Source organism: Variovorax soli NBRC 106424 (genome assembly GCF_001591385.1).
Lineage (GTDB): Bacteria > Pseudomonadota > Gammaproteobacteria > Burkholderiales > Burkholderiaceae_C > Variovorax > Variovorax soli.
Genome location: NZ_BCUU01000028.1, coordinates 21978 through 34746 on the forward strand (window position 1 = coordinate 21978; position 12769 = coordinate 34746).

General features: G+C 68.6%; 11 protein-coding genes. 5 read left to right on the top strand and 6 right to left on the bottom strand.

Translation table 11 applies throughout. The annotated features are described in order from the left end of the window. Window positions 1-58: 58 nt before the first annotated feature. Both VSO01S_RS10755 and VSO01S_RS10760 read right to left on the bottom strand, forming a co-directional pair. Window positions 59-394: a cupin domain-containing protein gene (locus VSO01S_RS10755; protein WP_068642163.1), complete on the bottom strand. Its 336-nt coding sequence runs from the start codon at window positions 392-394 to the stop codon at window positions 59-61. A 204-nt stretch (window positions 395-598) separates the two neighbouring features. Then, window positions 599-1417: a helix-turn-helix domain-containing protein gene (locus tag VSO01S_RS10760; protein ID WP_068642165.1), complete on the bottom strand. Its 819-nt coding sequence runs from the start codon at window positions 1415-1417 to the stop codon at window positions 599-601. Window positions 1418-1564: 147 nt separating this feature from the next. Here VSO01S_RS10760 and VSO01S_RS10765 point away from each other — a divergent pair, with 147 nt between their 5' ends. Next, window positions 1565-4423 (top strand): aconitate hydratase, encoded by a 2859-nt coding sequence (locus VSO01S_RS10765; RefSeq protein WP_068642167.1) that lies wholly within the window; start codon window positions 1565-1567, stop codon window positions 4421-4423. A gap of 18 nt (window positions 4424-4441) precedes the next feature. Here the strand turns inward: VSO01S_RS10765 and VSO01S_RS10770 are convergent, their stop codons facing one another. Next, a complete protein-coding gene (locus VSO01S_RS10770) occupies window positions 4442-5380 on the bottom strand; it encodes a peptidoglycan-binding domain-containing protein (RefSeq protein WP_068642169.1) in 939 nt (312 codons plus the stop codon). Between the two features lie 242 nt (window positions 5381-5622). Between VSO01S_RS10770 and VSO01S_RS10775 the strand changes: the two genes are divergently transcribed. From VSO01S_RS10775 to VSO01S_RS10790, 4 genes are read left to right on the top strand one after another with little or no spacing between them, the layout of a single operon-like run. Beyond that, entirely contained in the window at window positions 5623-5913 is a 291-nt protein-coding gene (locus tag VSO01S_RS10775; protein WP_068642171.1) for a FeoA family protein, read from the top strand. Then, entirely contained in the window at window positions 5906-7777 is a 1872-nt protein-coding gene (gene feoB, locus VSO01S_RS10780) for a ferrous iron transporter B (protein WP_068642172.1), read from the top strand. The genes VSO01S_RS10775 and feoB overlap by 8 nt, the downstream gene beginning before the upstream one ends. A gap of 21 nt (window positions 7778-7798) precedes the next feature. Then, window positions 7799-8089 carry a DUF6587 family protein gene (locus VSO01S_RS10785; protein WP_068642174.1) on the top strand — a complete coding sequence of 97 codons (291 nt, stop codon included), beginning with the start codon at window positions 7799-7801 and terminating at the stop codon, window positions 8087-8089. A gap of 4 nt (window positions 8090-8093) precedes the next feature. Then, window positions 8094-9293: an FAD-dependent monooxygenase gene (locus VSO01S_RS10790; protein WP_068642176.1), complete on the top strand. Its 1200-nt coding sequence runs from the start codon at window positions 8094-8096 to the stop codon at window positions 9291-9293. A gap of 33 nt (window positions 9294-9326) precedes the next feature. On the opposite strand, the gene VSO01S_RS10795 is transcribed toward VSO01S_RS10790, so the two are convergent. The 3 genes from VSO01S_RS10795 to kynU are packed head-to-tail and all read right to left on the bottom strand — an operon-like array spanning window position 9327 to window position 12764. After that, window positions 9327-10574, bottom strand: a complete 1248-nt coding sequence (locus tag VSO01S_RS10795) for a hypothetical protein (protein ID WP_068642178.1) — start codon at window positions 10572-10574, stop codon at window positions 9327-9329. A 53-nt stretch (window positions 10575-10627) separates the two neighbouring features. Beyond that, on the bottom strand, window positions 10628-11467 hold the full coding sequence (gene kynA / locus VSO01S_RS10800) for a tryptophan 2,3-dioxygenase (protein ID WP_245684178.1): 840 nt from the start codon (window positions 11465-11467) through the stop codon (window positions 10628-10630). 13 nt (window positions 11468-11480) lie between these two features. Then, window positions 11481-12764 carry a kynureninase gene (gene kynU / locus VSO01S_RS10805; protein WP_068642182.1) on the bottom strand — a complete coding sequence of 428 codons (1284 nt, stop codon included), beginning with the start codon at window positions 12762-12764 and terminating at the stop codon, window positions 11481-11483. Window positions 12765-12769 lie beyond the last annotated feature (5 nt).

Here is a 12769-nt window from a genome sequence, read left to right on the forward strand (position 1 = left end):
CCTCGGCGGGTCTTTTTCTTTGGGGCCTTGGCAGGGGTTGCTACCTGCCGGTGTGCCCTCAGGCCAGTTCGGTGAATTTCTCGATCATGTCCTTTCTGGCGGGCGTCCAGGACGAGATCATTTCACCGGTGGGCGAAAGGCACTTCATGTTGTGCTCCACATTCGGGGCGATCTGCAGGGCCTGCCCCGGATACACCGGAAAGGTCTCGCTGCCGTGGGTCGCCTCGAACTCGCCCGAGACGATGACGTCGGTTTCTTCGTTGCTGTGGTGGTGGGTGCCCGGAAAGCCCGGGCCGGTGAACCAGAACTTGGCCGTCATCATCTGCTCGGTGTACGCGATCACCTGCATGGTGATGTTGTCGTTGAGCTTGTACTTCTTGAACTTGCTTTCCATCGTGTGGACCTCCTTGAATTGAGAAACTTCGGTGTGCACGGGCTCGTTTCGGTGACAGTCGAACAGAGAGGCCGGCTTGGCAGGTGTGCCTGCGAACGTGGCCGGCCTCGCAAGCCGCGCTTCGAGAATGGCGGATTCACCGCGAAAGAGCAAGCTGGCAAGCCCTGGGTGCGGCCTGCGGCACCGCAGCCAAGCGCATATTTCTCACGCTTGCGCGCGCAAGCCGGCCAGTGCCTGGGCCGTGGCCGCATCGGCCGGGAAGAAGGATTCCACCGCCAGCTCCTGCAAGGTCACATCCACCGGCGTGCCGAAGATGGTGGTGGTGCTGATGAAGCTGAGCACGCCATGCGGCGTCATGAGCTGGAAGGGCACCACCACGCCGGCCAGCTCGCCACCGGCCGCCGGCGCCTGCTGCCCGGCCGAGTCGACTGGATAGGCCGCCAGTTCGCTGCGCAATGCCGACAGTACGGGGTCGCCGGTGGCGGCGATCTGCTGCGCCAGCCGTTCCAGCAGGTGCTCGCGCCATTGCGCGAGGTTGGCGATGCGCGGGGCCAGGCCTTTGGGATGCAGGCTCAGGCGAAGCACGTTGACCGGCGGCTGCAGCAGCTCGGGCGCGGCGCCCGCCATGAGCAGGGGCACCACGGCATTGGCGGCGACCAGGTGCCAGTGCCGGTCCACCGCCAGGGCCGGAAAGGGCTCGTGGCCTTTGAGCACCAGGTCCACCGCATGCCGCGCCGCGGCCAGCGCCGGGTCGTCGAGCGAGCGCTGCCGGTACATCGGCGCATAGCCGGCCGCCACCAGCAGCGCATTGCGTTCGCGCAGCGGCACCTCCAGGCGCTCGGCCAGGCGCAGCACCATTTCGCGGCTGGGTGCGGCCCGGCCTGTTTCCACATAGCTCAGGTGGCGGGTGGAAATATCGGCCTCCTGGGCAAGGTCCAGCTGGCTCAGGCGCCGCTGCTGGCGCCAGTGGCGCAGGTGCGTGCCGAAGGGGTCGGCGGCGGTCGGTGTCGCGTGCAGGGTCATGGGGCCGATCGTATGCGCGTCCAGTCATGCGCAACATGACCTTGCAGGTCATGCCGGGCATCACAAGGTTCATCGATCCCTGCTATCTTCAATGGAAGAACAATCCAACCCACGCCTCGCAAAAGGCATCCCCACAAGGAGTTGCACATGGCCCAGGATTCGGCGCACGCCTTCGCATCCACGCTCAAGTCGTTCAAGACCGCGTCGGGCAAGGCCGGCAGGTACTACTCGCTGCCCGAGCTCGCCAAGAAGTACCCCAACGTGAACAAGCTGCCGGTGTCCATCCGCATCGTGCTCGAATCGGTGCTGCGCAATTGCGATGGCCAGAAGGTGACGCCCGAGCATGTGCAGGCGCTGGCCAACTGGGCGCCGAACGCCGAGCGCGTGGACGAGATTCCCTTTGTCGTGACCCGCGTGGTCCTGCAGGACTTCACCGGCGTGCCGCTGCTGGCCGACCTGGCCGCCATGCGCAGCGTGGCCGCCAAGCTGGGCAAGTCGCCCAAGACCATCGAGCCGCTGGTGCCGGTGGACCTGGTGGTGGACCACTCCGTCATGGTCGACCACTACGGCACGCCCAAGGCGCTGGACCTGAACATGAAGCTGGAGTTCCAGCGCAACCACGAGCGCTACCAGTTCATGAAGTGGGGCATGCAGGCCTTCGACACCTTCGGCGTGGTGCCGCCGGGCTTCGGCATCGTGCACCAGGTCAACCTGGAGTACTTCGCGCGCGGCGTCTACAAGAGCGCGGCCGACGATTCGAAGGTGCCCGTCTACTACCCCGATTCGCTGGTGGGCACCGACAGCCACACCACCATGATCAACGGCATCGGCGTGGTGGGCTGGGGCGTGGGCGGCATCGAGGCCGAGGCGGCCATGCTGGGCCAGCCGGTGTACTTCCTCACGCCCGACGTGGTGGGCTTCGAGCTCACCGGAAAGCTGCGCGAAGGCGTGACGGCGACCGACCTGGTGCTCTACGTCACCAACATCCTGCGCGCCGAGAAGGTGGTGGGCAAGTTCGTCGAGTTCTACGGCCCCGGCGCCGCGTCGATTCCCGTGCCCGACCGCGCCACCATCGGCAACATGGCGCCGGAATATGGCGCGACCATGGGCTTCTTCCCGGTGGACGACAAGACGCTGGACTACTTCAAGGGCACCGGCCGCACGGAGGCCGAGATCGAGCGCTTCGAGGCCTACTACAAGGCGCAGGGCCTGTTCGGCATGCCGGCGGTGGGCGAGCTGCACTACACCAAGACCGTCAAGCTGGATCTGGGCACCGTCACCCCGAGCCTGGCAGGCCCCAAGCGCCCGCAAGACCGCATCGACCTGGGGCAGCTGTCGACCAAGTTCTCCGAGCTCTACAGCAAGCCCATCGAGGCCAACGGCTTCAACCAGCCGGCGGACAAGCTGCGCCTGCGCTACCCGCTGCCCGCCGGCGGCGAGGTGGCGGTGGCCGAGGCGCCTGCGCCCGCGCCGGGTGCGCCGCGCCCGGTGGTCGAGATGGAGGCCAACCGCCCGACCAAGGCGGCGGCCCATATCGAGGCGCCCTCCGCACCGAATGAAGTGGTGAGCATCGGCAATGGCGACGTGCTCATTGCCGCCATCACCTCGTGCACCAACACGTCCAACCCGAGCGTGCTGCTGGCCGCGGGCCTGCTGGCCAAGAAGGCCGTGGAGGCGGGCCTGAAGGTCAAGCCGCATGTGAAGACCTCGCTGGCGCCCGGCTCGCGCATCGTCACCGGCTACCTCGAGAAGGCGGGCCTGCTGCCGTACCTGGAGAAGCTGGGCTTCTACCTGGCTGGCTACGGCTGCACCACCTGCATCGGCAACGCGGGCGACCTGGCGCCGGAGATCAACGAAGCCATCACCAGGAATGACCTGGTGTGCGCCGCCGTGCTGTCGGGCAACCGCAACTTCGAGGCGCGCATCCATCCGAACCTCAAGGCCAACTTCCTTGCCTCGCCGCCGCTGGTGGTGGCCTATGCCATCGCGGGCAACGTCATGGTCGACCTGATGACGCAGCCGGTGGGCAAGGGCAAGGGCGGCAAGGACGTGTACCTGGGCGACATCTGGCCCAGCGCGAAGGAGATCGACCAGAACCTGCGCCTGGCCATGAATGCGAAGGCCTTCCGCCAGAACTACGACAAGATCAAGGACGAGCCGGGCAAGCTGTGGACCAGCATCGAGGGCGTGACCGGACAGGTCTACAACTGGCCCAAGTCCACCTACATCGCGCAGCCGCCGTTCTTCGAGGGCTTCAAGCTGCAGCCCACGGTGGCCGATGCCGGCATCCAGGGCGCGCGCATCATGGCGCTGTTCGGCGACTCGATCACCACCGATCACATCTCGCCGGCCGGCTCCATCAAGGAAAGTTCGCCCGCCGGCAAGTGGCTCAAGGAGCACGGCGTGATGAAGGCCGACTTCAACAGCTACGGCTCGCGCCGCGGCAACCATGAGGTGATGATGCGCGGCACATTCGCCAACGTGCGCATCAAGAACCTGATGATTCCGGCCGATGCCGACGGCACGCGGGAAGAGGGCGGCCTGACGCTCTACCAGCCCGGCGGCGAAAAGATGTTCATCTACGACGCGGCGCAGAAGTACATGGCTGCCGGCGTGCCCACGGTGATCTTCGGCGGCGAGGAATACGGCACCGGCTCATCGCGCGACTGGGCGGCCAAGGGCACGCAGCTGTTGGGCATCAAGGCCGTGGTGGCGCGCAGCTTCGAGCGCATCCACCGCGCCAACCTGGTGGGCATGGGCGTGCTGCCGCTGCAGTTCCTGGGCGCCGATTCGTGGCAGTCGCTGGGGCTCACGGGCGAGGAAATGATCGACGTGGTCGTGGGCGGCGAACTCAAGCCGCAGATGGACGTGAAGCTCGTCGTTCGCCGCGGCGACGGCAGCGAGCAGGCGGTGACGGTGCGCCTGCGCATCGACACGCCGATCGAGGTCGACTACTACCAGCACGGCGGCATCCTGCCCTTCGTTCTGCGGCAGTTGCTGGCCTGAGCGAGCCCCCGCGCGGCGCTACCCCTCCACGCTGTAGTAGTAGGCCAGGCAGGACAGCGGCCGCGTCTTCACCAGCACCGCCTGGTTGTCCGAGTTGCCGTTGACGGTGACCATGTTGTCGCCGTCGATGGACACCGGGATGAAGTGGTGCACCTCGCTGCCCTTCATCACGCAGATGTCGCCCGGCTTGCATTCGCGATTGGCGCGCAGCTTCAGGCCGCTGGGGCCGACGCCGGAAGTCCATTTGGTTTCCACGCCGGCGCTGCGCACCACCCAGGTGGCGAAGATGCCGCACCAGCTGATGCCCCGCGGCTTGCCGTCCGCACCCACGCCCTGCGGAATCCGCTTGCCGGGAATGCGCACGCCGTCCAGCGTGGCCTTGTCCTTCCAGTGGTTCTCGGTCCAGCCCTTCACGCCTTCGTCGAAGTACTGCTTGAGCCGGCGCCAGCCTGCACGCACCCGGGTGCCGTCCTCCATCGCGGTGATCAGGTCGCTCACCGCCGGCTGAGGCAGGGCATCGGCCAGGGCCAGCTCGCAGATGCGCCGGCGCAGCGGCGACAGTCCGGCCTGGATCGGCACCGCGCCGCCACCCGAGGGCGGCGGTGCCGGCGCTGTCGGCACGAAGCCCGGCGGGATCACCACCTGCGGCACGATGCCGCCGCCTGGCGGCGGCGCCGGGGCAGGCGCGCCACCGGTGTCGAAGCTCTGCAGCCGCTCCAGCGTACGCTGGCCCGCGTCGACGCGCCCGTCGGCGAATTTGAATTGGGCCCACTGGAAGTTGCGGATCGCGCCCACCGTGAGCGGGCCGCACTTGCCGTCCTGCTCCAGCTTGGGCGCGGGGCCGCCGTTGCCGGTAGGTACGTTGTTGAGCATCGATTGGATCGTCACCACGTCATTGACCAGGTTGCTGCCGCCCAGTCCGACCGATGCCAGGATGTTTCGTGCCGCTGTCGACATGGGGCTCCCTCCTAGTCCTTCAAGAACGCGCTTGGAAAGTCTAGGCAGCGGGCCCGGCTCAGGGAATTGGCCGGAGGTCCAGGCAGCCTGCCGGCCGCGCTATGGCCTCCGGTGTCCGGCGTGCCACCCATGCGGCGTAGGGCGGCAAATTCGACACCTTCACTAGGCTGTTTGGGGTCATCCGGCCGAACGGGTGAGTTTTCGAGAATAATTCTCATTTTTGAGTACAAGGATCTTCCCGGGTGACGACATTGAATGGCGTAGCGGCGGCGGCGTTGAGCCTCGATCAACTTCCCACACACCAATGGGCCACCGTGCTGGACGTGCAGCGGCCCGATGGCGCGGAAGACCGCGAACTGGCGCTGCGGCTCACCGAGATCGGCTTCGTGCCCGGCGAGGCGGTGCGCGTGGTCGCCACCGGCGTGCCGGGCCGCGAGCCGCTGGCTGTGCGCCTGGGCCACACCACCTTTGCACTGCGTCGTCACGAGGCCGCGCTGGTGCGCGTCGTTCCGGGAGCGTCCCGCCATGGCTGAGGCAGGCGCACTCCAGCAGCCCGGCCGCATCGCATTGCTGGGCAACCCCAACTGCGGCAAGACGGCCCTGTTCAACCAACTGACCGGCAGCCGCCAGAAGGTGGCCAACTACGCCGGCGTCACCGTCGAGCGCAAGGAAGGCATGCTGCGCACGCCCTCGGGCCGCCGCGTGTTCGTGCTGGACCTGCCCGGCGCCTACAGCCTGAACGCGCTGAGCGCCGACGAAGCCGTGACGCGCGACGTGGTCACCGGCCGGCGCAGCGAAGACGTGCCCGACCTGCTCGTGTGCGTCACCGACGCCACCAACCTGCGCCTGAACCTGCGCCTGGTGCTGGAGGCGCGCAGCCTCGGCCTGCCCATGGTGGTGGCCCTGAACATGAGCGACATGGCGCGGCGCCAGGGCATCCAGGTCGACGCGAAGAAGCTGTCGCAGGAACTGGGCGTGCCGGTGGTCGAGACGGTCGGCGTCCACATCGACGGTGCCAAGGATCTGGTGGCCGCCATCGAGGCCCCCGTGCAGCCAGCCAAGCCGGCCGGCTGGACCGCCCCTGCCTTCGAGGACGTGCTGGCCACCCAGCGCGAGGTGCGCCGCATTCTCTCGGTTGCCGTGACCGAGCCGGCGGGCAGCCTGGACGCCAGCGACAAGATCGACCGCGTGGTGCTGCACCCCGTGTGGGGCATGCTGGTGCTGGCCGTGGCGCTGTTCCTGATGTTCCAGGCGGTGTTCAGCTGGGCCGAGGTGCCCATGGGCTGGATCGAGCAGGGCACGGCCGCGGTAGGCGAACTGGTGAAGACGGTGCTCCCCGAAGGCACGCTGCAAAGCCTGCTGGTGGATGGCGTGATCGCCGGTGCGGGCGGCGTGATCGTGTTCCTGCCGCAGATCCTGATCCTGTTCCTGTTCATCCTGGCGCTGGAGGATTCGGGCTACCTGCCGCGCGCGGCCTTCCTGCTCGACCGGGTGATGGGCACGGTGGGCCTGTCGGGCCGCTCCTTCATTCCGCTGCTGTCGAGCTTTGCCTGCGCCATCCCGGGCGTGATGGCCACGCGCACCATCAGCAACTGGCGCGACCGGCTCACCACCATCATGATCGCGCCGCTCATGACCTGCTCGGCGCGGCTGCCGGTGTATGCACTGCTCATTGCCGCCTTCATTCCGGCGCGCGAGGTCGCGGGCGTGTTCAACCTGCAGGGCCTGGTGCTGTTCGCCCTGTACGTGTTCGGCATCGTCTCGGCCATGGCCGTGGCCTGGGTGATGAAGCGCTTCCGCGATGCCGCCACGCATTCGCCGCTGATGATGGAACTGCCGGCCTACCGCTGGCCCAACCTGCGCAACCTGCTGCTGGGCCTGTACGAGCGGGCCTGGATCTTCATCCGCCGCGTGGGCACGATCATCCTCACGCTGACCATCGTGCTGTGGTTCCTGTCCACCTTTCCGTCGCCGCCCGAAGGCGCGACCGGGCCCGCCATCCAGTACAGCCTGGCAGGCATCATCGGCCGCGGCCTGGAACACATCTTCGCGCCCATCGGCTTCAACTGGCAGATCTCGATCGCCCTGGTGCCTGGCATGGCCGCGCGCGAGGTGGCGGTGGGCGCGCTGGGCACGGTGTACGCGCTCTCTGCAACCGGTGACGACGTGGCCGGCGCGCTGGAACCACTCATCGCCGGCAGCTGGTCGCTGGCCACGGCGCTGTCGCTGCTGGTCTGGTTCGTGTTCGCGCCGCAGTGCGTTTCCACCCTGGCCGCGGTCAGGCGCGAGACCAACTCGTGGCGCTACGTGTGGATCATGGCCGCCTATCTGTTCGGGCTGGCCTATATTGCGTGCTTCATCACCTATCACGTGGCGCTGGCCTTGGGGGCCGGCTGAGAAAGTGTGAAGTAGAAGGCCATGCAAGAAATCATCGTCGCCCTTATCGTCGCTTCTGCCGTGCTGTACCTGGCCTGGCGCTGGATGCCCGCATCCTGGCGCCGCGCCCTTGCCGCCAGGCTGGCGGCGGGCGGTCAGCGCGCCGGCCTGGTGAATGAAGAAGGCGCGCAGAAGCTGGCCAGCTCGCTGGCCAAGTCCTCAGGCTGCGGCGCCTGCGACAGCTGCTCGCCGGCCTGCGCGAGTGGCGGCGGCGACAAATCAAAAGCCCAGCAACAAGGGCCGACCGAGGTTCCCCTCACTCGCCTGCGCTGAGCCCATGCCGGCGCGCATCCTCATTGCCGGCGGCGGCATTGGCGGCCTGGCGGCTGCCGTGGCGCTGGCGCGCGGCGGCCAGAGCGTCGAATTGCTGGAGCAGGCCGCCGCGTTCTCGGAAGTCGGCGCCGGCATCCAGCTCGGCCCCAATGTCACCCGCCGCCTGAAGGCGCTGGGCGTGCTCGACGCGGCCCGCCAGCTGGCGGCACGCCCGGCCTCGGTGGCCGTGCGCGACGCGCAGGACGGTGCCCTGCTGGCGCGCATGCCCCTGGGCGACAGCATCGAACGCAAGTACGGCGGTCCCTATCTGTGCATGCATCGCGCGGACCTGCATGCGGTCCTGCTCCAGGCTGCACAGGCTCTGGGGCCGCGGATCGAGCTGAACACCGGTACGCCCATCACCCAGGTGGCGGCGCGCGGCGACACCGTCTGCCTGGGCAGCGGCAGCCATCACGCCTGGGAAGGCGACGGCCTGGTCGGGGCGGACGGACTGTGGAGCCTGGTGCGCTCGCGCGTGGTCGAAGAGGCGGCGCCGCCCCGGGCCACGGGCCACACCGCCTGGCGCGCGCTGGCGCGCATCGAGGCGCTGCCGTCGGTGCTGCGCAGCGCCGACGTGCAGGTCTGGCTGGGCGAGCGTCTGCATGCCGTGGCCTACCCGGTGCGCGGGGGTGGTTGGCTCAACCTGGTGATCCTGGCCGAAGTGCAGCCGGGAGGCGTCGGCGCGAAGAAGCAGGACCCTGCCGACTGGGACCAGCAGGCGGACATGGCGGCGCTGCTGGCGGCCATCGGCAACCGCTGCGACGGCGTGTTCCCGTTGATCGAAGCCATGCCGCAATGGCGCGCCTGGCAACTCAACGACCGGGCGCCGCTGGCCGGCCCGCAGGAGATGGTGCGCGGCCGCGTGGCGCTCCTGGGGGATGCGGCCCACCCCATGCTGCCGTACCTGGCGCAGGGTGCCGGCATGGCGATCGAGGATGCGGTGGCGCTGGCCGAGCGGGTGGGCAATTGCGACGCGGACAGCCTGCCCGCCGCCTTCGGCCGCTATGCCTCGGCGCGCTGGCAGCGCAACGCACGCGTGCAGGCCAGGGCGCGGCGCAACGGCGAGGTGTTTCATGCCAGCGGCGCCAAGCGGGTGGCACGCGATGCAGCGCTGCGCGTGCTCGGCGCGCACCTGCTGGACAACCCGTGGCTTTACGAAGGCTGAGCCGAGGCCGGGCAGCCGCCGGCTTCCGCGGCCTCAGAGCCTGAAGCTCTGCAGGTGCTCGATGCGCTCGGCCAGCCCCTCGGCGCCGGCGTCTGCCCCGAGGCCGGCGCTGCTGGCTTCCGCCAGCGCTGCCTGCAATTGCTCCAGCAGCGCATTGCGTGCCGCGTCGAAAGCTTGCGGCAGATCGCCATGGGCCTTCTGGTACGCCTGGGCGATGACACGGGCCGCGGCAGGCGCACCTGCCGCAACGCACTGCGCAATGGCCCGGGCGGTCGGCGCCGCACCCCGGGTGAGCAGTTCCTGGGCAAGTTCCGGCGAGATGGGGCCTTCGACGCTGTCCAGGGCATTTGTCGAAAGCGGCGCGTCGCCTTCCACCAGCGCTGCCGCCGCCTCGAAGGCGCCGTGCGCGAGCGCCAGGTCGGTGGGCAGGGCGGTGCCCAGCAGCGGGGTGTCGAAGCGCTGGCCGGCCGCCGCCAGTTCGTTGATGAGCGCTGCGTCGTCGGTGGCGATGGCGTGGCGCTGCGCGATCTGCGCAGCCAGCGGCGGGGCTTCGGCCAGGCGCCCTTCGCGCAGCGGCTGGCGCCAGTCGACCAGGGCGCGGCGGTAGTAGGCCACCACCTTGTCGGCCAGGTCGAGGTCGAGCCCATGGTCGCCGTGGCGCTCATCCAGGTAGTCGAGCAGCGCCTGGCCGGTGAAATAGTCGCCCGTGGGCTCCAGCGGATCCTCGGCAAGGTGGAGGGCGGCAAACGCGCCCTCGAGGTCAGTGGCCACGGTGGCCAGGCCGTCCTCGCGCAGGGCATGCGGCCAGGCGTCGGGCAGGGCGCGCTTCCACGCCAGCACATGGCCGAACTGGGCGCCCGGCTCGGTTACCACATGCAGGCGGTCGGTGTCTTCAAAGCCGCCGAAGGGCAGGGCCGCGAGCTTGGGCGACCACGCCTTGCCTTCCGAGTCGACACTGGCACCGGCCGTTCGCTCGTGCGCGATCCAGCCGGGCAGGTCGCGAAAGCCCTCGGGGCCATGGCCGAACAGCTCGGCCCAGAGGACGGGCTCTTCGCCGCCGCCCATGCGCACCGACAGGTCGTAGTCGAGCGCGCCGCCACAGGTCTGGCTCCACAGTGCCAGCAGGCCGGGCGGCACCGGCCCGATGCAGGCGGCCTCGACGGCTGCCAGTTGCTGGGCGCTGATGGGCGGCTGCGCGTCGAAGATCACGCGCCCCGCAAACAGCACGATGCCGTGCGCACGCAGCTGGGCCAGTTCGTCGTCGGTGAAGAAATCGTCCATCCAGGCCTCCCTTGGTTCTGGGGTTCGCTCACTCTGGCTTGCAAGCAAGCAGGCTACAGGTCGGTGCGCAGCTTCCAGATCTCCGGAAAAAGCACCACGTCCAGCATCTTGCGCAGATAGCTTACGCCGCCTGTGCCGCCAGTGCCACGCTTGAAGCCGATGACGCGCTCCACGCTGGTCACGTGGCGAAAGCGCCAGAGGCGAAATGCGTCCTCGATGTCGGTGAGCTTCTCTCCCAGCTGGTAGAGGTCCCAGTGCGCATGCGGGTCGCGGTAGACGGTGAGCCAGGCGGCCTCCACGCCGTCGCTGGCCTCGTAGGGCTGGGTCCAGTCCCGCTCCAGCCGGTCGGCAGGCACCGGCAACCCGTGGCGCGCCAGCAGGCGCAGCGCCTCGTCATAGAGCGATGGCGCGCGATACGTCGCGTCCACCTGCGCCAGCAGATCGGCCCGGTGCGCATGCGGTTTGAGCATGGCCGCGTTCTTGTTGCCCAGCGCAAACTCGATGCAGCGGTACTGCGCGCTCTGGAAGCCGCTGGAGCTGGCCAGGTAGGGCCGCATGGCGGTGTACTCGGGCGGCGTCATGGTCGAGAGCACGGTCCATGCGCTGACCAGCTGCTCCATGATGCGGCTCACCCGCGCCAGCATCTTGAAGGCATCGGGCAACTGGTCGGCCGCGATGCAGCGCGTGGCGCCATGCAGCTCGTGCAGCATCAGCTTCATCCACAGCTCGCTGGTCTGGTGCTGGATGATGAAAAGCATCTCGTCATGCGCCGGCGAGAGCGGATGCTGCGCGCCCAGCACTTCGTCCAGGTGCAGGTAGTCGCCGTAGCTCATGGACTGGCTGAAGTCCAGCTGGGCTTTTTCGTCCTGGACGATCTTTTCGGTGTGGCTCATGGGACAGCTCATGTCAGGTCACTGCATTCTTGGCGTTGAACTCGGGCTGTGTCCATTCCTTGCGCTCCATCACCTGGACCAGGTGCTCCACCGAGTGCCAGACGTCGGCCAGGCCCAGGTACAGCGGCGTGAAGCCGAAGCGCAGGATGTCGGGCATCTGCGAATCGCCGGCGCGGTAGTCGCCGATGACGCCGCGCGCGATCAGCGCCTGCACGATGGCGTAGGCCTGCGTGGGCGTCTGCTGTTGCTGCAGCGCAAGGCACACCTGCGAGCCGCGCCGCGCATGGTCGCGCGGCGTGATGAGCTGGAACTGGCCGGGCAGGCGCTCTTCCACCAGCGAGATGAACGCATCCGTCAGGGCCAGCGACTTGGCGCGCAGCGCCGCCATGCCGCCGTGCGCTTCGGCTGCCAGCACCGTGTCGAGGCCGCATTCCAGCGCCGCCAGGCTGACGATGGGCTGGGTGCCGCACAGGTAGCGGCCCACCCCGGGGGCGGGCCGGTAGTGCGGGCTGAACTCGAAGGGCGCGGCATGGCCCCACCATCCGGACAAGGGCTGCATGAACTGGCCCGCGTGGCGCGTGTGCACCCACGCAAAGGCCGGTGCGCCCGGGCCGCCGTTCAGGTACTTGTAGCCGCAGCCGATGGCGAAGTCGGCGTTGCTGTCGTTGAGCGCCACGGGCACCGCGCCGGCACTGTGCGCCAGGTCCCACACGGTGAGCGCGCCTGCCGCATGCGCCGCAGCGGTGACGGCCTTCATGTCGTGCATGGCGCCGGTGCGGTAGTTCACGTGCGTGAGCATCAGCACCGCCACGTCCTGCGTGAGCGCGGCGGGCAGCTCGGCCTCGCTGTCGATGAGCTGGAGCGTGAGGCCATGCTCGCGGCACAGCGATTCGGCAATGTAGAGGTCGGTCGGGAAGTTGCTGCGCTCGCTCAGCACCACGCGGCGCTTGGCGTCGGCCGCCTTGGCTTGCGCGATGGCGGCGAACAGCACCTTGTACAGGTTGATGGAGGTGCTGTCGGTGCACACCACTTCGCCCGGCGCCGCGCCGATGAGGCGCGCCACCTTGTCGCCCAGGCGCTGCGGCAGGTCGAACCAGCCGGCGGTGTTCCAGGAGCGGATGAGGCCTTCGCCCCATTCCCTGGCCACCACTTCGGCCACGCGCGCGGGCGCCGCTTTGGGCAGCACGCCCAGGGAGTTGCCGTCGAGGTAGATCACGCCTTCGGGCAGCAGGAATTGATCGCGCAAGGTGCGCAAAGGGTCTTGCGCATCGAGGCGCAGGCAGTCGTCCAGGGTCATGGGAA